This window comes from Cohnella caldifontis (genome assembly GCF_029360585.1).
Taxonomy (GTDB): domain Bacteria; phylum Bacillota; class Bacilli; order Paenibacillales; family Paenibacillaceae; genus Cohnella; species Cohnella caldifontis.
In genome coordinates this window covers 449838-471030 of sequence record NZ_JAQZSJ010000001.1, presented here as the reverse complement: position 1 = coordinate 471030, position 21193 = coordinate 449838, and the positions used below count along the sequence as shown (strand labels likewise).

The 21193-nt window shown below is 60.2% G+C and carries 24 protein-coding genes; all 24 read left to right on the top strand.

The window, feature by feature from the left end:
* The first annotated feature begins 34 nt into the window (after positions 1–34).
* The 24 genes from PTZ19_RS02360 (at position 35) to PTZ19_RS02245 (ending at position 21185) form a co-directional block, all read left to right on the top strand.
* Positions 35–799, top strand: coding sequence for a DeoR/GlpR family DNA-binding transcription regulator (locus PTZ19_RS02360; protein WP_276352149.1), 765 nt, complete (start codon positions 35–37; stop codon positions 797–799).
* A 190-nt stretch (positions 800–989) separates the two neighbouring features.
* A complete protein-coding gene (locus PTZ19_RS02355) occupies positions 990–1808 on the top strand; it encodes a BtpA/SgcQ family protein (protein ID WP_276352148.1) in 819 nt (272 codons plus the stop codon).
* 71 nt (positions 1809–1879) lie between these two features.
* Entirely contained in the window at positions 1880–3031 is a 1152-nt protein-coding gene (locus PTZ19_RS02350; protein ID WP_276352147.1) for a BMP family ABC transporter substrate-binding protein, read from the top strand.
* A 105-nt stretch (positions 3032–3136) separates the two neighbouring features.
* Positions 3137–4690: an ABC transporter ATP-binding protein gene (locus tag PTZ19_RS02345; protein ID WP_276352146.1), complete on the top strand. Its 1554-nt coding sequence runs from the start codon at positions 3137–3139 to the stop codon at positions 4688–4690.
* Positions 4683–5732 (top strand): ABC transporter permease, encoded by a 1050-nt coding sequence (locus PTZ19_RS02340; RefSeq protein ID WP_276352145.1) that lies wholly within the window; start codon positions 4683–4685, stop codon positions 5730–5732. Before PTZ19_RS02345 ends, PTZ19_RS02340 begins: the two co-directional genes overlap by 8 nt.
* The gene (locus tag PTZ19_RS02335; RefSeq protein WP_276352144.1) at positions 5725–6645 is read left to right on the top strand and encodes an ABC transporter permease; all 921 of its coding nucleotides are present in this window, start codon (positions 5725–5727) and stop codon (positions 6643–6645) included. Before PTZ19_RS02340 ends, PTZ19_RS02335 begins: the two co-directional genes overlap by 8 nt.
* Before the next feature lie 262 nt (positions 6646–6907).
* Positions 6908–7258: a DUF2294 domain-containing protein gene (locus PTZ19_RS02330; RefSeq protein WP_276352143.1), complete on the top strand. Its 351-nt coding sequence runs from the start codon at positions 6908–6910 to the stop codon at positions 7256–7258.
* A gap of 165 nt (positions 7259–7423) precedes the next feature.
* Entirely contained in the window at positions 7424–7975 is a 552-nt protein-coding gene (locus tag PTZ19_RS02325) for a cysteine hydrolase family protein (RefSeq protein ID WP_276352142.1), read from the top strand.
* A gap of 26 nt (positions 7976–8001) precedes the next feature.
* Positions 8002–9678, top strand: a complete 1677-nt coding sequence (locus tag PTZ19_RS02320; protein WP_276352141.1) for an ABC transporter ATP-binding protein — start codon at positions 8002–8004, stop codon at positions 9676–9678.
* Positions 9668–10450 carry an energy-coupling factor transporter transmembrane component T family protein gene (locus tag PTZ19_RS02315; protein ID WP_276352140.1) on the top strand — a complete coding sequence of 261 codons (783 nt, stop codon included), beginning with the start codon at positions 9668–9670 and terminating at the stop codon, positions 10448–10450. Before PTZ19_RS02320 ends, PTZ19_RS02315 begins: the two co-directional genes overlap by 11 nt.
* A gap of 34 nt (positions 10451–10484) precedes the next feature.
* Entirely contained in the window at positions 10485–11273 is a 789-nt protein-coding gene (locus tag PTZ19_RS02310; RefSeq protein ID WP_276352139.1) for a creatininase family protein, read from the top strand.
* Between the two features lie 28 nt (positions 11274–11301).
* Positions 11302–11898: an aminotriazole resistance protein gene (locus PTZ19_RS02305; RefSeq protein WP_276352138.1), complete on the top strand. Its 597-nt coding sequence runs from the start codon at positions 11302–11304 to the stop codon at positions 11896–11898.
* Between the two features lie 54 nt (positions 11899–11952).
* Positions 11953–12516 (top strand): UbiX family flavin prenyltransferase, encoded by a 564-nt coding sequence (locus tag PTZ19_RS02300; RefSeq protein WP_276352137.1) that lies wholly within the window; start codon positions 11953–11955, stop codon positions 12514–12516.
* Complete coding sequence (locus PTZ19_RS02295; protein ID WP_276352136.1) at positions 12513–13853, top strand: UbiD family decarboxylase; 1341 nt, start codon at positions 12513–12515, stop codon at positions 13851–13853. The genes PTZ19_RS02300 and PTZ19_RS02295 overlap by 4 nt, the downstream gene beginning before the upstream one ends.
* A 19-nt stretch (positions 13854–13872) precedes the next feature.
* Positions 13873–14136: a BMC domain-containing protein gene (locus tag PTZ19_RS02290; RefSeq protein ID WP_276352135.1), complete on the top strand. Its 264-nt coding sequence runs from the start codon at positions 13873–13875 to the stop codon at positions 14134–14136.
* Positions 14137–14156: 20 nt separating this feature from the next.
* Entirely contained in the window at positions 14157–15074 is a 918-nt protein-coding gene (locus PTZ19_RS02285) for a hypothetical protein (protein ID WP_276352134.1), read from the top strand.
* A 6-nt stretch (positions 15075–15080) separates the two neighbouring features.
* Entirely contained in the window at positions 15081–15494 is a 414-nt protein-coding gene (locus PTZ19_RS02280; protein ID WP_276352133.1) for a BMC domain-containing protein, read from the top strand.
* 39 nt (positions 15495–15533) lie between these two features.
* Positions 15534–15815 (top strand): BMC domain-containing protein, encoded by a 282-nt coding sequence (locus PTZ19_RS02275; RefSeq protein ID WP_276352132.1) that lies wholly within the window; start codon positions 15534–15536, stop codon positions 15813–15815.
* Positions 15816–15824: 9 nt separating this feature from the next.
* Complete coding sequence (locus PTZ19_RS02270) at positions 15825–16628, top strand: hypothetical protein (protein WP_276352131.1); 804 nt, start codon at positions 15825–15827, stop codon at positions 16626–16628.
* Positions 16579–16839 (top strand): EutN/CcmL family microcompartment protein, encoded by a 261-nt coding sequence (locus tag PTZ19_RS02265; RefSeq protein ID WP_276352130.1) that lies wholly within the window; start codon positions 16579–16581, stop codon positions 16837–16839. Before PTZ19_RS02270 ends, PTZ19_RS02265 begins: the two co-directional genes overlap by 50 nt.
* 12 nt (positions 16840–16851) lie before the next feature.
* Entirely contained in the window at positions 16852–18669 is a 1818-nt protein-coding gene (gene ade / locus PTZ19_RS02260) for an adenine deaminase (RefSeq protein WP_276352129.1), read from the top strand.
* A gap of 15 nt (positions 18670–18684) precedes the next feature.
* The gene (locus PTZ19_RS02255) at positions 18685–19368 is read left to right on the top strand and encodes a cyclase family protein (RefSeq protein WP_276352128.1); all 684 of its coding nucleotides are present in this window, start codon (positions 18685–18687) and stop codon (positions 19366–19368) included.
* Between the two features lie 36 nt (positions 19369–19404).
* Entirely contained in the window at positions 19405–20019 is a 615-nt protein-coding gene (locus PTZ19_RS02250; protein WP_276352127.1) for an urea carboxylase-associated family protein, read from the top strand.
* A 2-nt stretch (positions 20020–20021) separates the two neighbouring features.
* The gene (locus PTZ19_RS02245) at positions 20022–21185 is read left to right on the top strand and encodes a M20 family metallopeptidase (protein WP_276352126.1); all 1164 of its coding nucleotides are present in this window, start codon (positions 20022–20024) and stop codon (positions 21183–21185) included.
* Positions 21186–21193 lie beyond the last annotated feature (8 nt).

The following is a 21193-nucleotide window of genomic DNA, read 5'->3' as shown; positions in this document are numbered from 1 at the left end:
GCGCTTACAAGGAAGGGGTGTCGGAGGGTTGCCGATGTTCCAATTGGAAAGGCAGGAAAAGCTGCTTCAATACATCAATAAGAAAAAGAAGGCGAACGTGCAAGAGCTCAGCCGGATGTTCGACGTGTCCAAAGTGACGATCCGGCGCGATCTCGACGAATTGGCGGGCAAGGGACTCGTGGTTAAAACGCACGGCGGAGTGCTTTCCACGGCGAACAACCTCTCTTTCGAAATCCCTTCTTCCAGCAAATTCGAAGCGAACAGCGCGGCGAAGAAAAAAATCGGCGCCGCGGCGGCGGCGGCGATCGACGACGGCGACATTATCGTCCTGGATGCCGGCTCCACGACGTTGGAAATCGCCAAACATCTCAAAAGCAAGGACGTCACGATTCTGACGAACGACATCAAGATCGCGATGGAGACCGCCCATAAGAACGGCGTGAAGCTGGTCGTATCCGGCGGGGAAATCCTGAACGAGTCGGTGTATACGCTGGTCGGCGGCCAGGCCGCCGAATTTTTCAAGAAAGTGCATGTCAATAAAACGTTTCTCGGCTGTGACGCCATCGACCTGCAGTTCGGCATTTCCAACCGGACGATGCAGGAGGTCGAAGTCAAGAGAGCGATGATCGACGCGGCCGACGAAGTGATCGTAGTCACCGACGGCAGCAAGCTGAACAAGAAAGTGTTTTGTTTTCTTTGCGAGATTTCCGTCATCGATAAATTGGTCATCGACGAGATCGAGGATGCTTACAAGCTAGAATTGGAGAAGCACGGCGTCGAAGTGATCGTCGCCGGTTAATAGGAAGTCAACAAAGTTAACCTCGCCATAGCCGGCGAGGTTTTTTTATTTTAGCAAAGAATCATAAAGAATCATAAAAATAAATAAATTATCTCAAAAGATCTTGTAGAATCGTATTCCAGGCTTTATAATGACAAACAAAAGTAGTTTGTGTAAGAATAAGTTACATCGATTGGAGACGAGAAGTGACATGAGTTGGATTAAAGCCACATTCGGCACCGAGAAGCCGATCATCGCGATGTGCCATCTTCGGGCGCTGCCGGGCGATCCGATGTTCGAAGAAGAGGGCGGCATGGGCAAAGTCGTCGAGTTGGCGCGTCATGACCTGCTGAAGCTGCAGAACGGGGGCGTGGACGCCGTAATGTTTTCGAACGAGTTCAGCCTGCCTTATCTGACGAAGGTAAAACCCGTGACGGTCGCCGCCATGGCCAGAGTGATCGGGGAACTGAAGAGCGAAATCAAAATTCCGTTCGGCGTCAACGTGCTGTGGGATCCGATCGCGTCCATCGACTTGGCCGCGGCGACCGGAGCCCGATTCATCCGGGAAATCATCACGGGCGTATACGCCAGCGATTTCGGATTGTGGAACACGAACGTCGGCGAAACGGTCCGCCACAAGAGGGAAGTCGGCGCCGGCGACCTGCGCCTGCTGTTCAACATCGTGCCGGAGGCCGCGAAGTATTTGGCCGACCGGGATATTGCGGACATCGCCCGATCCACCGTATTCAACAACCGGCCCGACGCGATTTGCGTGTCCGGCTTGACGGCGGGTGCCCCGACGGACAGCCAGCTGCTGGCCAAAGTGAAAGCCGCCGTACCCGAGACCGTCGTCTTCTGCAATACGGGCTGTACCGTGGAAACGATCGCCCGGCAGCTGGCGGTCGCCGACGGCGCCGTGGTCGGCACCACCTTCAAGGCGGACGGGGTGTTCGACAACCTGGTCGACGAGAGAAGGGTCAGCGAATTCATGGCTGCGGTTCGGAAGTACAGAAGCACGTTGGCCTCCTGAATGTCGGGTCATCCGGCGTTCGGAACCATATACATTCATCCAAAACCCAAAGGAAAGAAAGGGAAAGCAAAATGAAGAAGATGTTGGCTTTGATCGTGGTTCTGGCATTCGTACTTTCGGCATGCTCCAAATCGAATTCCGGAGGAGAGGCGTCTTCTTCCTCCAGCCCGGCGTCCAATCCGAGCGCAAGCGCAAGCGCAAACGGCACCGGGACTTCCGCCAAACCGCTGAAGGTCGTGCTGCTCATTCCCGGCAACCTGGGGGACAAGTCCTTCCTGGATTCCGCGAACCGCGGCCTCGAGATGATCAAATCCCAGCTCGGCGCGGAAACGAAAGTCATCGAGATGGGAACCGACCAAACCAAGTGGCAGCCGATTTACGAGGACGTGGCCAACCAGAATTGGGACGTCATCATCGGCGGCAACACGACGTCAGCCGAATATTTCTACGCGGTAGCCAAAGAGCATCCGGACAAGAAATTCATCGACTTCGATACGGAATTCACGGAAATTCCGTCTAACGTGTACGCCATGAGCTACAAAATCAACGACGCGACTTTCCTTGCAGGGGCGGCGGCCGCCATGGTGAGCACCTCTTCCATTCCCCGCGCGGATCCCAAGAAAATCATCGGTTTCATCGGCGGCCTTGACGTTCCGGGCATCAACAACTTCCTGGTCGGCTACATCGAAGGCGCGAAATACGTCGTTCCGGACATCAAAGTGATCACCTCTTACGCGGGCACCTTTACCGACCCGGCGAAAGGCAAGGAGCTTGCGCTCGTTCAGTACAACGCCGGCGCGGACGTCATCTTCGGCGCGGCCGGCGGTACGGGTCTCGGCATCTTCGACGCCGCCAAGGAAAAATCGAAGTACGCCGTCGGCGTGGATTCCGACCAAGCGGCCATCATCAACGATACCGATCCGGACAAAGCGAATCTGATCATCACGTCCGCCATGAAGAACGTCGACAATTCGATCCTGGCGGCAGTCAAGAAGTTCCAGGAAGGGACGCTTCCGTTCGGCAAGGTCGAGACGATGGGCTTCTCCGAAGGCGGCGTGGGCATTGCCAAAAACGACATTTACAACAAGCTGATGACCGACGATATGCAAGCGAAAATGAAAGAAATCGAAGACAAGCTGGCCGGCGGCGAAATCAAGGTCAGCGACGCCATGGGCATGCAGACGTCGGAAGTGGAAGCCATCCGCAACTCCGTCAAACCGTAAAGCCGACCGGCAGCATGAATCGGGAAGGAAGTTCCCCGCGGGGAATTTCCTTCTCCTGCAATCACGGAACAAACCGGGCTCCGTATCGGGGGAGGGAAGTCGGACATGACGGAAATTTTGCTGGAAATGCGAAATATCACCAAGGTATATCCCAACGGCGTCGTCGCGAACCGCGACGTGAACTTTGCCCTTGCGGAAGGGGAGATTCACGCGGTGGCCGGGGAGAACGGCGCCGGCAAATCGACGCTCATGAAAATTTTGTTCGGCATGGAGGAACCCGGCACGGGAGAGATTTACCTCCGGGGCTCCAAAGTCCGATTCGGGTCGCCTCAAGACGCGATCGGCGCCGGAATCGGCATGGTGCATCAGCATTTCATGCTGGTGCCGTCCTTCACCGTGGCGGAGAACATGATTCTCGGGATGGAACCGAGAAAAGGCGTGGCCGTCGATTACGCGGAAGCGGCGAGGATCACCCGGGAATACGCGGAGAAGTACAACCTTCATGTGGATCCGCTGCAGAAGGTGGAAAATCTCACCGTCGGCATGAAGCAAAAGGTGGAGATCTTGAAGGCGCTGGTCCGCGGGGCGAAAATCCTCATCCTGGACGAGCCTACGGCCGTTCTCACGCCGCAGGAAACGGCGGAATTGTTCGAGGAACTCAAGCTGCTCAAGCAAGACGGACATACCATTGTTTTTATTTCCCACAAATTGAAAGAAGTGAAAGCGATATGCGACCGGATCACGATCATGCGCGCCGGACGCACGGAAGGCGTCTTTCCGATCGGGGAAGTGTCGGAACAGGACATTACCCGCCTGATGGTCGGTCGGGACGTCGTGCTGAAATACGAGAAAGATCCCGGGCCGTTCGGCAAACCGGTACTGCGGGTACGAGACTTGTCCCTGGCGGGTCCGCAAAGCAAGCTCCTCTTACATGGCATACAACTTTCCGTGCGGGAAGGTGAAATATTGGGCGTCGCCGGGGTGGAAGGAAACGGGCAATCGCAGCTGGTGGAAGCGGTGATGGGCAGGTTTCCGGAGGCGGCCGGCGCCATAGAAATCGACGGGGCGGACATTTCCGGGCTCGATATCGAGTCGATCCGCGGGCGCGGCGTCGCTTATATTCCGGAAGACCGCATGCGTCAAGGCTCGGCGGGGGAAGCCAGCATCCTGGACAACGTGATCTCGACCCGCTACAAGCGGAAAGAGTGGAACGCGGGCCCTTTGCTGAATCGCAAGAAGATGTGGAAGCTGACGGAGTCCATGATCGAGGCGTTCAAGGTCAAGACCTCTGGGCCTGCGCAGCAGATCGGCATGCTCTCGGGAGGTAACATGCAGAAGGTTGTCGTTGCCCGGGAAAGCTTCTCGGAACCGAGGCTTCTGATCTCGGAGCAGCCGACCCGCGGGGTCGACGTCGGAGCGGCCCAGCTGATTCACCGTAAGCTGTTGGAGCTGCGGAAGGAAGGGTGCGCGATCTTGCTCGTCTCGGCGGATCTGAACGAGATCCTGGAGCTGAGCGACAGCCTGGTCGTTATGTACGAGGGCGAAATCGTCGCGTACTTCGACAAGCCCTCGGAATTATCGGAACAGGAGCTGGGGCTCTACATGCTGGGGATGAAAAGGCAGGACGCGGAACAGATCGGGAGGGCGAACCATGTTTAAGCTGAAATATTTCGAGCTGATCCGGACCCTGGCGGTCATCTTCATCGCGATGCTCCTTTCGATGCTGTGCATCACGCTGATCAGCAAACAGCCGATGGAAACGATGCGCGTGTTTCTTCTCGAGCCGTTCTCCTCGATGTCCCATTTCGGCAATGTCATCGAAGTGGCCATCCCGCTCATGTTCACCGGAATCTCCGTTTCCCTGCTTTTCAAAATGAAAATGTTCAATCTCGGGGCGGAAGGCATCTTCTTCTTTTCCGGTTTGGTCGCGGCGGCCGTCGGAATCCAGAACGGACTGAACGCATTCGTTCATCCGCTGGCGGCGATTGCCGCCGGAGGCGTCGTCGGAGCCGTGATCTCGGTGATCCCCGGGGTTCTGAAGGCCAAATGGAACGCCAACGAACTCGTCACGTCCCTCATGTTCAACAGCATCCTGCTGGGCGTCGGGCTCTATATTTTGAACTATTTCCTGCGGGATGCGAGCGCGTATACGACCTCCTCCTACAAGATCCAGCAGACGGCGGTTCTGGCCCGCATCATTCCGGGGACCCGGGTTCATATCGGGCTTATCGTCGTGCTCGTATTCATCGCGCTAGCCCATGTCTTCCTGTATAAGACGCGATGGGGCTACGAGCTGCGCATGACCGGAGCGAACCGGGAATTCGCGGAGTATTCGGGGATCAAAACCGGCAGGGTGATCGTTTACGTGCATCTGCTGGCCGGATTCGTGGCCGGGGTCGGCGGCTCGGTCGAAGTGCTGGGCATGCATCCCCGGTTCGATTGGGTCGCGCTGCCCGGGTACGGATTCGACGGGGCGCTGGTCGCCATGCTGGCCAAGAACAATCCTGCGGCCGTGGTCGGCTCCGCGTTCTTCCTGTCCTACATCCGCATCGGCGCGGAAATGATGTCCCGATACTCGGACGTGCCGGCCGAAATGATCGCCGTCATCCAATCCGTCATTCTGCTTCTCGTCTCGGCGGACCAGTTCCTGAAATTCTGGAAAAACCGGATGCTGCTGAAGGAGGCGCAGAAGAATGGATAAGTTCTTCGAGATTATCTTCACCACGGATTTCGCCTTTTCCATTTTTCGAGTGACGACCCCGATTCTGTTCGCGGCGCTCGGGGCACTCATTTCCAACCGCGCCGGCATCGTCAACATCGGTCTGGAAGGCATCATGCTGACCTCCGCCCTGACGGGCGTTCTGATCAGCGCCTATACGGGCAGCGCCTTGGCGGGACTGTTGGGAGCCATGCTTGGCGGCATGCTGATTTCGGCCATCCTCGCGTTGTTCACGCTGGAACTCAAGACGGACATCATTCTGGGCGGAATCGCCATCAACGCCTTCGCCTCGGGAGGTACGGTGTTCCTGCTCTACGTGCTGACCGGCGAGAAAGGCACGTCCTCGACGCTGGCGAGCAAAATGCTGCCGGACCTCCATATACCGCTAATCGAGCGGGTCCCCTATTTGGGGCCGATCGTGTCCGGCCAGCACGTGCTGACCTACCTGTCGATCCTCGCGGCGCTCGGCGTATACTTCCTGCTGAATCGGACGCCGCTCGGCCTGCGGATCCGCGCGGTCGGCGAAAACCCGAAGGCCGCCCAATCGGTCGGCATCCGGGTCAAGCAAATCCAGTATATCGCGCTGGTGCTGAGCGGATTGTTCGCCAGTTTAGGCGGAGCGTTCATGTCCATGGGCTATTTGTCGCTGTTTACCCGCGACATGACGGCTGGACGGGGGTGGATCGCGCTCGCGGCGGAATCGATGGGCCGCGGAACGGCCGTCGGCACGACGCTGACGTCTTTCCTGTTCGGGTTCGCGCAGGCGCTGGCCAACGCCTTGCAACTGCTGAAAATCCCGTCGGAGTTAATCTCCACCGTGCCTTATATCACGACGGTGCTCGGCTTGGTCATCTATTCTTACAGGCAGGCTCGGAAGCTGCGCAAGGGGAGGTGAACAGGCCTGATTCCGATTTTGATCGACTGCGGTCCCGGACACGATGATCTACGTCGATCCCGAGGACGCGCGGATCGTGTTCCGGTCCGGGATCCCGCTGGTCGTGAGCGATTTGAACGTCACGGAAAAAGCCCTAATTCGAAATGTGTAAGGTTATCTTACACAATCCTTTACAACCCGGGGAAAAGTCGTATAATAGAGTCAAGTTCATGAACGTTATGTGCCGCATCAAGACTTCCGACCTGCAACTGGGGTGAATGGGATGACGCTTCTGAGAGGAAACCTGACAAATGAGGCCAAGAAGCTGTTGACCCGCATCTATAATGAGGTCAACAAGGAAATCTACGGCTTCGGCGTCACGCGTCTGAAGATTGCCGAGAATGACGGCGCCATCTCCGTTTACGTCAAGCATCAGCGGGTCGCCGCGCTCAAAGCGCTGGAGTCCCGTTACGGATTGATGAAGCAGGCGGTCGATTACGCGCTTCACTCGGAGTTCAAGATCCGCTTCCACCGAAAGCTGGAAGAAGATATGGGACTCCAGGCGACGGCCATCCTGCGGGATTACGATCCGGCAACCGAGTGGGCGGTCACCGTGGTGATGTTGGAACCTTGAAGGCAATCGGCGATTCTCCGGGATTCATCTCGGCGGATACCGGATCCATACCATCGGCGTTTCTTGGTTCGTTTACGACGAAGAAATCCGTTGTTGGAGAGAGTGCGTGTTTTCTCTTCTGACGACGGATTTTTATTTTTTTCGAATCGAAAGGAGAAGGATCAAATGGAAAAAACAGCGATCATCGTCATCGACATGCAGTACGACTTCGTCGGGGAAGAAGCGGTCATTCCCTGCAAGGCCGACCCCGAATTGATTCCGAACAATCGGAAGCTGCTGGCTTACGCCAGGTCGAAAGGGATCCCCGTCATTTATACCCAGGAAATCCACCGTAAAAACCACGTCGACTTCGGCCGCGAACTGGACCGCAGCGAACCGATCCATTGCGTGGAGGGCACCCGAGGCGTGGAAATCCTGGAAGAGCTGAAACCGGAGCCGACCGATTACGTGATCCAGAAACGGAGATACAGCGCGTTTTTCCAAACCGATCTGGAAGTTCTCCTCAAAGGACTCGGCGTGAACACCCTCATCCTGACGGGTGCGGCCACCGATGTGTGCGTCCGGGCGACGGCGACGGACGCGCAGCAGCACGATATGTTCGTCGTCGTTCCGAAGGAATGCGTGGCCGGCACGACGCAGAAGCAGCATGAAGCGGCGCTTGAGCATATCGACTACGTGCTGGGCCGCGTGGTCAGCATGCACGATCTGATGGCCTGATCGCCATGAAAGGAGGGGTGTTGGACATGGTCGTATCGGTGAAGCGGCTTTCCTACCGGTATCCATACAGCGAGAAGCGGGCGGTCGACCATGTGAGCTTCGACGTCCGTCGCGGCGAAACCGTCATGCTGACGGGAAACAGCGGAAGCGGCAAATCGACGGTCGGCGGCCTCCTGAGCGGCGTGATTCCGCAGCTGTACAAGGACGGACAGCTCTCCGGGGAAATCTCGTTCGCGGAAGACGGCGGCCGCCAAGTCGGGCTGGTCACGCAAATTCCGGATAACCAGCTGTTCGGCTATCGGGTGGAGGATGCCGTCGTGTTCGGCATGGAAAACCTCGGCCTAAGCCGGGAAGAAATCGACAGCCGGCTGAACCGCGTCCTGGACCTGTTTCGGATCGGGCATTTGCGGGAGAGAGCGGTAAGTTCGCTGTCCGGCGGGCAGAAGCAGATCGTATGCATCGCCTCCGTTCTCTGCATGGAACCGGATTTGCTCATCATGGACGAACCCGTCAGCTCCCTCGATCCGGCGGGCAAGGAACTCGTTCGCGAAGTCTTGAAGCGGCTGAAGGCGCAGGGCCAGACGGTGCTGCTGATCGACCAGAACCTGGATTGGCCCGCCGGCGCCGTCGACCGGGTCATCGGGATCGACGAGGGCCGGATCGCGTTCGACGGAAGCACGGAAGCGTTTCTTCGGAACGAAGCCCTGTATCTACGTCTTGGCGTGACCGTCCCCCAGGCGGTGGAGTTGTACCATCACGCAAGGCTCAGGGGCGACTTTCCGTTGTTCCTCGGCTTGGAGGAAGCCGAACGGGTGTTGAGCGGCATGGAGCTGATCGTGCCGGAGCCGCCGCTCCGTCCCGCGGAGAAAGAGGCCGAGCCCGCCTTGGCGATCGAGGGACTGGTGAAGGATTACGAGGGCTTTCGCGCGCTGAAAGGCGTGAATACGCGGTTTATGCCGGGCCGGATCACCGCGGTGCTCGGGCAGAATGGATCGGGCAAAACGACGTTGGTCCGCCACCTGATCCGCTTGGTGAAGCCGACCTCCGGCACGATCCGCTACCGCGGCCGATCGATCGGGGATAAATCCCCCGCCGAGATGGCCCGTTCGGTCGCTTACGTGTTCCAGCACCCCGACCAAATGATCTTCGAAGATTCGGTTTGGAAGGAAGTGACGTTCTCGGTCCGCTCCATGGAGCTTCCGTGGAGGGAGGAGCAGGTCACGGAGCTGCTGCGCGCCCATGGGCTGCTCGAGTTCAAGGAGGCATTCCCGAACAACCTGTCCATGGGACGCAAGCACATGCTGACGATCCTGTCGGTGCTGCTGTCCGATCCGGACGTGGTTATCCTGGACGAACCGACGCTCGGCATGGACCGCGGGCTGAAGGCGATGCTCGCCGATCTGATGAAGCGGCTGGCCGGGGAAGGGAAAACCTTGATCGTCATCAGCCACGAGATGACGTTCGTCGCCGAAACGGCGGATGACGCCATCGTGATGAAGGACGGCAACGTCCTCGTACAGGGCCCGGTCGCGGACGTGTTCCGCCGGGAGGACCTTCTGGATCAAGCGAGGATCAAGCTTCCCGAAATCACTCGGCTCGGCAATCGCCTCGGCGTGCCGGACATTCTGTCCATTCCCGGATTCCTGGATTGCCTGACCGGAAACGAAGCTGCGCGGAAGGGAGGGGACGGCGGTGAAGTTTAACGGATACGTGAACCGATCCACGCTGCTGCACCGGGTCGATCCCCGGGTCAAAATTTCATGGTTCCTGGGAATGACGATCCTGACGGTGATCAGCCGGAATCCGTACGTGCTGGGCATGCTGCTGGCCGGCTCCCTCCTGCTCTGGACGCTGTCCGGCCTGGTCAAGGAAGCCGGGGGAATGGCCAGGCGGCTGCTGCCTCTGCTCGCGATGGCTTTCGTGACGTGGCTGCTGATCGGTATGGCCAAGAACGGCGGAGAAGCCGCGCTCCTGACCGTTGGCTCCTGGGAGCTGGAGCCGGCGGACCTGTGGAAAGCCGCCGTCTCGGCCTGCCGGATTTTCCTCATGGTCTCGTCCTTCTACACGCTGATCATGGCCACGAATTTCAGCGAGATGATCTATGGGCTTCAGAAGTTCAGAGTGCCGTTCAAGGCGGCCTTCATGGTCGGACTCGTATTCCAGATCATCCCCATGATGATTTCCGAATTCCAGACGATCGCCGACGCCCAGCGGGCGCGGGGGCTGGAGCTCGACAAGGGCGGGATCGCCGTCCGGATCCGCCGGTATTCGGCCGTCCTGTTCCCGCTCTTCATCCGGACGATCCAATCCGGCCAAGCGATCGCGCTCTCGATGCATTTGTACGGCCTTCAATTCGCCCGCAGGAGGAGCGCCTATCAGAAATTCCGGATCTCGGGGAAAGACATCCGTTTCGCGGCGTTCTACGTGGTCCTATGGTCGATTGCCGTGTACTGCGGCATGGAATTACCCTACTAATCCGCGTTATCCCAACGGAATGGAGGCTGCTGCCATGATTCGTCTATGGATGCAGTGCACGACCAAGGAAATCTCGGAAATGGACAAAGGGAACGCCCTCGTCATCGTGCCGATCGGAGCCGTGGAACAGCATGGAGCCCACCTGCCGGTCGGTACCGATACGATCATTTTGAACCGGCTGATGGAAGGTCTGGCTTCCCGCTCGGAGTTTCCGGGCCATAACGTCATGATCGCTCCGGTGATTCCGATCGGCAAGAGCAACGAACACTCGGATTATCCGGGCACGCTCAGCTTCTCCACACCGACGGTGATGGTCATGCTGCGCGACCTTTGCGCTTCGATCCGGCGCCACGGGTTCGACCGCTTCATTTTCGTGAACAGCCATGGCGGCAACACCGATCTGTTGAACGTAGTCAGCCGGGATCTGCGGATCGAACTTGACGCCGAGTTTTTCGTGTTTGACTGGTGGTTTACCTCCTTCTGGAATGACATATTGGCGGAATCCCAAGAGTCCGGGGCATACGGCGTGTTCCACGCCTGCGAGCTGGAGACTTCCCTGATGCTGGCCATCCGTCCCGAACTGGTGGACATGGCCAAGGCGGAGGACGAATATCCGGATCCCCATTTGACGGACAACCGCCACGTCAGCATCAAAGGACCGATCATTCCGGGGTGGAAAACGAGCGACGTCTCGAACAAGGGGGTGATTGGAGCGCCGACGAAGGCGAATCCGGACAAAGGAGCCCGATTCCTGGATTATGCCGTCGCGAAGCTGGGCGACATGCTGACGGAAGTATTGAACGTGAGATATCGGAAAGCATGACCACGATCAATCAGGGAGGCTGGATACGATGGAAAATCAATTGAACGCCGCACCAGCGGAAACGCGAGAGCAATCGACGGGGATCGTGAACCTTGTATTCTGGGTGATTTTCGGGGTTATGACCGGCGTGTTGTGGGCGTACGTCAATCCGATCACGCTGGTGCCGGGCGTCATCCATTTGCGGATTTTCGCTTTTCTGCCGGCGGTGATCGGGATCATCTTCGGCCCGAAAACCGGATTTTTCTCCGGCTACATCGGTACCGTCGTATGGTCGCTCCTGGCCGGCACGTTCCTGCCGGCCCACTCCCTGCTGGCCGACGGCATCATGGTCGGATTCACGGGCTGGCTGCCCGCCGTCATGGTCGGCAAAGGCAAGACGCTTGCCCAGCTCGCGGCCGATAAATCCCTGCTGGTCAAGTCGGCGGCTTGGTCCTTCGCGGCCGGCGTCCTCATGATCATCGTCTCGTGTGCGAGCTTGCAGATTTTCGGCATTTTCAACTTCTGGTGGGGAGCGATGTGGATCGGGCTCAGCGACGTTCCGCCGCTGGTCATCGGCACGCCGATCCTGGTGCTGTTCCTGGCGCGCAGGCTTTCGAAAGTGCAAACGATGATTCCCTGGAGCTAAGCGGAATCCGGACGCCGTTATGCAACGAAGAGAAATCAGGCAAGGAGAATGACCATGCGAATCGTAGTCGGAATCACCGGCGCCAGCGGATCGGTCTATGCCTATTCCCTCATACGGGCGCTTCATATGCTGGAGGTCGAGACCTACGTGATCGCGACCGAAATGGCGGAGAAGGTGCTCAAATTCGAGTGCGGAATCGGCATGGACGAGATCAAGACCTACGCCAAGGTGCTCAGCAACAAGAACCTGTTCGCGTCGGTGGCCAGCGGCTCGTTCAAAACGGACGGCATGGCGATCATTCCGTGTTCGATGAACACGCTCGGCGCGATCGCCAACGGCGTCGGGGACACGCTGCTCAGCCGGACCGCCAGCGTCATGCTGAAGGAAAAGCGCAGGCTGGTCGTCGTTCCGCGCGAAACGCCGCTGCATCTGATCCATCTTGAAAACATGACCCGGCTGGCGCGGGCGGGCGCGGACATCATGCCGGCTTCGCCGGGCTTTTACCACCATCCCAAGGAAATCTGGGAGCTCGTCAACTTCATGGTCGCCCGGGTGCTGGACGCCTTCGGCATCGAGCATTTCCTGATGGAGCGCTGGGGGGAGAAATCGGCGGAATGATGACCGATCTTCGCAGCCTGATCGCGCACTGGGAGCGGCGTCAGCGGATCATCCACGTCACCAATGAAGTGGATCCGGATTTCGAGCTGGCGGCGATCGTCAAAAGCGGCAAAGGCAAGCAGCCCTTCTGGTTCGAGAAGGTCAAAGGTTACGGAGTCCCGATGATTTCGGGGCTGGGCGGAGACCGCGGCATGCTCGCCGAAAGCATGGGGATCCCGGAGCCGGAGCTGGTGCCCAAGCTGATCGATGCCATCGTGCGTCCCCTTCCGACCCATCGGGTCGAGCGGGCACCCGTGCAGGAAAACGTGATCACGGGCAACATCCGTCTGGACGAGCGGTTTCCGATCTGCAAATACCACCGCGACGATTCGGGGCGTTATCTCGTATCCGGCGTGCTGGTCGTGAAGGAAAGGAACGGAACGAAGCGGTACACCTCGATCCGCCGCATGCAGTATCTGGGCGGCAACCGGTCCAGCATCCTGATCTCTTCGCCGGAGCTGTTCCGGCAGTATTCGGAGTACGAGAAGCACGGCGAACCGATGGAAGTGGCCGTCATGTTCGGCGTCGTGCCGGCGGTTATCCTGGCTTCGCAGATCAGCACGCACCTGTTCCACTGCGACAAGCTCGACGTGGCCGGCAGGCTGCTCGGCGAATCCTTGCCGGTCGTCCCTTGCCGGACGGTCGATCTGGAGGTGCTGGCCGAAGCCGAAGTCGTGCTGGAGGGCAGGATGCTGCCCCATCTCCGGGAGATGGAAGGGCCGTTCGGGGAATTGGGGGGGTATTACGGGGACGCGACGATGCAGCCGGTGATCGAGTTTACCGCGGTGACGCACCGGAACGGGCCGATCTGGCAGACGATCTATCCTTCGGGCCACGAGGAGCATCTTCCGATGGCGCTCGCCCGCGAAGCCGTGCTGCTCAGCACCGTCCGCCAGGTCGTCCCCGAGGTGCGGGAGGTTTACGTGACCGCGGGCGGCGTCGGCCGGTACCATGCGGTCATCCAAATCGAGAAAAAGTCGGAAGGGGACGCCAAGCAGGCGCTTCTGGCGGCTTTCGCCTCCGATAAAGACCTCAAGCACGCAGTCGTCGTCAACGAAGACGTAGATATCCGGGATCCCTTGGACGTGGAATGGGCGATCGCCACGCGGGTGCAGGCCGATCTGGACGTGTTCGTCGTCCCCGGCGCGAAAGGCTCGCCGCTGGAGCCTTCCCACCAGATGCGGGGGGTTTCGGCCAAGATGGGCATTGACGCGACGTATCCGCTCCGCGAGGCGGAAGCTTTCCGCAGAACCAGCGTCGGGGTGCCCGAAGGGTTTGACGTCAGCCGATTTCTGTAAGGAAAGGGGACAGGCATAAGTGAAAGCGATCGGAATGATCGAGACGCGCGGGCTGGTCGCGGCGCTGGAATCGTTGGACACGATGTGCAAGGCGGCATCGGTCAGCATGATCGACTTGAAGCGGGTCGGTTCCGGACTCGTCGCGGTCGTCGTCGAGGGCGACGTGGCGGCGGTCACGTCCGCGATCGAAGCGGGCAAGACCGCCCACTTGCGAACCGGGGGAGAATTGGTCTCCGCGAACGTCATTCCCCGGCCGCATCCGGAATTGGCGAAAATTTTGTAGCAGGGAAGGGGTGAGCGGCAATGTCCGATCTTCTCAAGGCGGTCGTGGAAGAGGCGTTGGGACGCGGTACGAAGGCGCCGGCCCGGGTCAACCCGCTGGGGCCCGGCGCAAGCCCGCAGCCGGGGGGATTCCTTCGGCCCAACTATCAGCAAGAAAACCGGCATAAGCGGCTGAACGTTCCCGGCGGAGCCGCGGCGGCGATGCCGGAATCTTCTTCTCCGTCGGGCCGCGAATTCATCGAAAACTCGCTGTCTCCCTTGCTGCGGTTGGCTTTGGTGCAGGGGAAGACGGAGAGCGCGGAGGGAGCCCCCGCCGCGGCGGAACCGTCTTGCGGCGAGCGGGGGGATCGCTGCGCGGGCATGATCGGACGTTCGGCGGGCGGCGTCAGATGTTGGTATTACCCGGACTTGTCCCCTCGTCTCTGCCCGGAGTTCGGCCTTTATCCTTCGCCGCCCGTGACCCTCGGCATCGTATCCGCCGACGCCAGCGCGCCCGGCCAGCTGTTCGTGCTGGAGGAAGCGCTGAAAAACGAAACGGTGAAGGCCGAGGTGACCTGGAGTCGCGAAGGGGGGCCGTTCGAAGCCCGACTGACCGCGAAGGAGCCGGACGCCGTCCGGCGCGCGCTCGATCGGCTGTGCGCGGCGTTCCAGCGGGAGACCGGTGACGGTCCGCGGATCCTGGTATCGCCCGAACCGTCCGCCATGCTGGCCCGGCAGCTCGGGACGGGGCAGGACGAATCGGTCGCCGTGATCGAGGGGCTGTCGAGGTACCGCAGCGTGGCCTTGCTGGACCTCTATATGAAGAAAAATCCGAACCCCGATTTCCGTTACCGAATGGAGCCGGCTTACCTGGTCATCACGGGGAAGAAGGATTCGGTATCCGAAGCGGTCCGGGCTCTTCGGCAAGCCGCCGAACCATACTTGTCGGGAAGGGAGTAAGAAGCGATGGAACAGCAAGCGCTGGGACTCATCGAAACGATCGGCTACGCGACGGCGGTGTCGGCCGCGGACGCCGCGCTTAAGGCGGCGAACGTGAAGCTCGTGGCCATGGAACGCATCATCGGCGTCGGCGGAATGCTCGGCGTCACGATCCATCTCGGCGGGGAAGTGGCGGCGGTCGCCTCCGCGGTGGAGGCGGGCAAGGAGGAAGCCGGCAGGGTCGGAACCCTCGTGTCGGCCCACGTCATTCCCCGGGCGCACGACGAAGTGGGCAGCAAGGTGCTTTCCCGTTTCCGGGGACTGGAGACGGTCCCCTTGAAGGAGGAAGCGCCCGCCAAGCCGCAGGCGGCGGTCCGTTCCGGGAAAAACAAGCCGGCTTCGCCGGCACCGGAAAATGCCGGACCGACGGAAGGGATCTGAACCGGATGCGGACTTCGTCAAAATAAGGAGGAATTCACAATGGGAGAAGCATTGGGACTGATCGAAACGAAAGGGCTCGTCGGAGCCATCGAAGCGGCGGACGCCATGGTCAAAGCGGCTAACGTCGAGATTTGCGGGTACGAGAAGGTCGGCTTCGGTCTGGTCACCGTAATGGTGCGCGGAGACGTAGGCGCAGTGAAGGCGGCGACCGACGCGGGCGCGAACGCGGCCAAGCGGGTCGGCGAGCTGGTTTCGGTGCATGTCATTCCGAGACCCCACAGCGAAGTGGAAAAAGCGATCCTGTCGAAGACGCGCGAATAGGAGTAAGCGATGCTGCGGACGTCAAGCGCGTTAGTCGACCGAACGGCGCGCGAACTCCTTTGGCGCGGGAAAGAACGGGAGCTCGCGGCGCGTTGCCCCCGCATCCTGGTTCTCCTCGCGGATCATTGGATCGGCCTGGAGGAAGGGCTCGCTTCCGTCCGGGAGCTTCGCCGCGGCGACCCGCATTCGCGGCTGAGGCTCTGGGTCGGCCCGGAGCTGCGGGAGCGGATGGGAACTCGCGAAATCGCCCGCCTGACGGAGGTCGACGATTTCTGCCGCGAATCGCCGTCGGGACGGCCGGAGGAGGACGCCGACCGGTTGTTCCTGCCGGTGCTTCCGCTGTCCTTGCTGTCGGCCGTGGCGAGATTGGACGACGCCGCTCCCTTCTCCCGTGCCGTGATCCGCAGCTTGTGCGAAGGCAAGAAGACGGCTGCTCTGATCACGGGGGCCGATCCGAGCGGAGACGCATGGACAAGCCGCTGCTTGCAGGCCGCTCCCGAAATGCGGCGGCAAATCCGCGAAATGATGGGTACCGTCCGCAGCTACGGACTGCAGCTGCTGGAGGTTTCGCAAGTCGCCGCGTGGGCGGGGGAGAACCGCAGCCGGAGGCAAATCGTCACGGAAGACGACGTCAAGGCGGCCCTGGCCGCCGGTCGGTCGTCCATCGCCGTAGGCCGGGGAGCTCTCATTACGCCATTGGCCCGGGATCTGGCTTCGCAGCGCGGAATCGTATGGGCCGAGTCCGGATGGGGAGACGATGAACATGCAAATCGGGAAAGTCATTGGACGGGTGGTCGCGACGCGCAAGGATGACCGTCTCGTCGGATCCAAGCTGCTGCTCGTGCAACTCGTCGAAATGGACGGCACGCTGACGGGACAGCCGATCGTGGCCGTGGATTCGGTGGGAGCCGGCGTCGGGGAACGGGTCATTTACGTGACCGGCAGCATGGCGGCCCGCGCGGTATCCCCGGACGGCGCGCCGGTCGACGCCGCGATCGTGGGCATCGTCGACAGTTTGGAGTAGGGAGGACAGGGGGTGAAAGCCATAGATACCGATCGAATCAAAACCGCGCTGGAGTATCGCAAGCTCATCGATACTTTGCTGGATGAACGGAAATACGCCGATTTGGTCCTGCAGGGCGGTTACGTCGTGAACGTCATCACGAGGGAGATTTATCCCGGCGACGTCGCGGTCACGGGAGAACGGATCCTGATGGTGGGGGATGCGGGCAGCCTGATCGGCCCCCATACCCGGGTCGAACGCGTGGACGGCAAGTATATTTGCCCGGGCTTCATCGATTCGCACATGCATTTCGAGAGCGCGATGCTGACGGTAACCGAATTTTCCAAGCTGTCGATCCCTACGGGAACGACGACGCTTGTCGCCGACCCGCACGAGATCGGCAACGTGCTGGGCGTTCCGGGCATCCGGGCGATGATCGACGAGGCGAGGCTCCTACCGAACCGCGTGTTGTTCACGGTTCCGTGCTTGACGCCGGACGTGCCGGGGCTGGAGACCGCCGGGCAGGAAATCGGCTCCAAGGATATGAAGGATCTGCTGGACGATCCGCTGGTGCAGGGAATCGGGGAAATCCAGGGCTTCAGCAACGTGATGCCCGTTTTCCGCCACGCCTCGCCCCTGATCGACGACTTGATCGCTTCCGTTACCTATGCCCGCAGCTTGGGCAAGACGGTCGAGGGCAACGCGCCGGCCTTGTTCGGCAAGGAACTGGCCGCTCATATCATCGGCGGAGGCACGCATGTATCCTGCCATGAGACGACCACGAAGGAAGAAATGCTGGAGAAGCTCCGTTACGGCGTCAGCGTCTTCATGCGGGAAGGCTCCTCCCAGCGGAACATGGCCGAATGCATCCGGGCCATTACCGAAGAGGGCGTGGATTCCCGCCGGGCGATTCTGGTCTCGGACGACATGGTGCCGGAGGATCTGCTGAAGCACGGCCATATGAACGACATCGTGCGGCGGACGATCGCGCAAGGCATCGACCCCGTCGAGGCGATCCAGATGGTCACGATCAACCCGGCCGCCCACTTCGGCTTTACGGATATCGGGGTGCTGGCGCCGGGCAAGCGGGCGGACCTCGTCGTCCTGTCCGATCTTGCCCGGATGACGGTGGATCAAGTGTACCTGGGCGGCGTGAAAGCGGCAGAGCAGGGTAAGCTGACGCTGGAAATCCCTTCTTATGTCTATCCGCAGCACGTGAAGCAATCCGTCAAGCGGGGTCCGGTCACCGTTTCCGATCTGCAGCTGCAGGCTGCAGGCACCGAGCAATTGGTCCGGGTCATCGAGGTCATTCCCGACCAGAACCTGACGGGTGCGTCGCAAGCCAGGCTTCGGGTGGAAGGCGGCGTGCTGATGCCGGATCCCTCCGCGGACGTGCTGCCGTTGGTCGTCGTCGAGCGCCACGGCCGCAACGGCCGTATCGGCAAGGCGTTCGTGCGGGGGATGAAACTGCGCGAAGGCGCGATCGCGGAAAGCGTGGCGCACGACACCCACAACATCATCGCGGTCGGGACGAATTTCGAGGATTTGGTGACGGCGGTGAACCGCGTGATCGCCATGAACGGCGGCATCTGCATGATCCGCCAGGGCAAAGTCGCGGGCGATCTGCCCCTGCGCATCGGGGGGTTGATGACCGACGAGCTGGACGGTCAAGCGATGAGCCTGAAAATCGCGGAGCTTCATCGGCTGGCGCAGGAAGCGTTGGGCTGCGAGCTCCACGTGCCGTTCATGCACTTGTCCTTCCTCTCGCTCGTCACGAGCCCGAAATGGAAAATTACCGACTACGGCCTCATCGACACCGAACGGTTCGAAGTGCTGCCGGTCATTCTGTAAAGGGGAGGCGCCGCCGTGGGAATCCGATTAATCGATCTCTCCCAGGAAATCTACCAGGGGATGCCCGTCTTTCCCCCGCATCAGAAAACGATGATTTTCCCCAACATGTCGCACGAGGAAAGCAAGCGCAAGCTCGGCTTCGAATTCGCCACAAACAATTTGCTGATCAACGAACATGGGCCGACGCATAGCGACGCGGTGTACGAATACGACCCAAGCGGCAAAACGATCGACGAGATGCCCCTGGAATATTTCTACGGCCCGGCGGTCTGCCTCGACGTCTCCTCCGTGTCACCGGACGAGTTCATCCGCGTTTCCCATCTGCGCGGCGCTCTCGAACGCTCGGGATTGTTCATCGAACGCGGCGATATCGCGCTGCTGCATACGGGCCATTACAACCGGTCCTACGGAACGGACGAGTGGCTGGTCCGCCATGCCGGATTGGACGCGGAAGCCGCGGAATGGCTGGCCCGGCAAGGCGTCGTGAACATCGGGGTGGACGCGCCGTCCATCGACAAGCCGGACGATCCGGATTTCTCCGGGCATCTCATTTGCCGAAAATACGGTCTCACCAACACGGAAAACATGTGCCGGCTCGAACAAGTCGCCGGAACCCGGTTTCTGTATTTCGGACTGCCGCTCAAAATCCGCAAGGGGACGGGGTCGCCCGTTCGAGCGGTCGCCGTCGTCATCGAATAAGATTTCGCTTGCGAAATGCGAAAGGAGGACGCTCGCATGGCGATCGGCGCCGAGATTATCGAAACCGTGTGGATCCCTCCTTACGAGGGGCGGGGCGTCAAGGTTTCGAAGGGTCAACGGTTATGCATCATCGACGTGGAAGGCAAGCAGGTCGGCGATTTCGTCTGCTTTAACCGCGAAAATCCCGGGGAGCACGTGTCCCCCGTCCATATGAGATCCTCTCTGAGCAGCATCCGGCTGAAAGAAGGGGATTTCCTGTACAGCAACCTTCGAAGGCCGCTGATGAGGCTCGTGAAGGATACGGTAGGCAAACACGACTTCTTTTTCCCGGCGTGCGACTATTACCGGTACAAAGTGGATTTCGGGCGCGAGGATCACCCGAATTGCCATGACAACCTGGAGAAAGCGCTGCGGGAATTCGGCATCAAGCCGCGGCCGCTTCCGGATCCGATCAACTGGTTCATGAACAACGTTCTGGATGAGAACGGCGATTACGTGATCGAGGAACCGTTGTCCAAACCCGGGGATTATGTCATGCTCGAGGCGCTGGAGGATGTCGTCGCCGCGGTGTCGGCTTGCTCGCAGGATATCGCGCCGGTGAACGGATACCGGGTCACGCCGCTCAAGCTTCAAGTATTGGAAGGAAGATAGGGATGCGATACGTTTGGGAGCCGGACGAGGCCGTGGCGTTGCTCCGCGATTGGATCCGCACCGATACCTGCAATCCGCCCGGCAACGAACACCGGTTGTCTCCCGCGCTCCGCGCCTTCATGGGGAAGTGGGGCATACCCGCGCGGATCCGGGATTTAGGGGGAAACCGCAGCAACGTGGAGGCAAGGCTGCCGGGAATCGGAGGGGGCAGAAAGCTGATGTTTTGCGGTCATTTGGACACGGTCGCCCCCTGGAAGGAAACCGCCGGCAAGTACCCGCCGCACGGAGCCGCGGTCGAAGGCGGCCGCATCTATGGACGCGGAGCCTCGGACATGAAGAGCGGCCTGGCCGCCATGCTGCTGGCCATGGCCTCTCTGAAGCGGGACGGCATTCGGCTCGGCGGCGAGCTGTCGTTCCTGGCGACGGCAGGCGAAGAAGCGGACAGCTGCGGAGCGCGAGCCTATACGGAAGAAGCCGGGGATTTGGAGTTGGATGCGCTCGTCATCGGCGAGCCGACTGGGGGGAACATCGCGGCGGGGCATAAAGGGGCGTTGTGGCTGCGTATCGCCGCGATCGGAAGGAGCGCGCACGCCTCGATGCCGGAGATCGGACGGAACGCGGTCGAAGCGATGATGGAAGCGACGGCTTTCCTTCGCCGCCTGGAGCCGGAGTGGAGGGTGAACGACCCGTTGCTGGGGGGCTCCAGCATGGCGTTCACCCGAATCGGCGGCGGCGTTCAGACGAACGTGATTCCGGATCGCTGCGAGCTCGAGGTCGATATTCGGGTCGTCCCTCCGCTGAACGCCCAATCGCTGTTCGCGCAACTGTCGGCCAAATTGGAAAAATGGAGCCGAGGGATGGACGGGATCCGCTTCGTTATGAAGCCTCTCCTGGTCCGGAATCCCGTCCGAACGCCGACGGACGATCCGATTTTCCGGCATGCGCTGGACATCCAAGGAGGCGAGGCCGCGGAGATCGGCGCCGTTCCCTATTATACGGACGCTTCGGTGATGCAGAAGAACGGGCGTCCGCCCGTTCTCATTTACGGTCCCGGGGAGCCGGGGCAGGCGCATCAGCCTGACGAATGGGTCGGGATCGAAGCTTATTTGCAGGCCATCGGGTTTTATCGGGAATTGGCCATTCGGTATTTGGGAGTTTCGGTTTAGGACTCCAT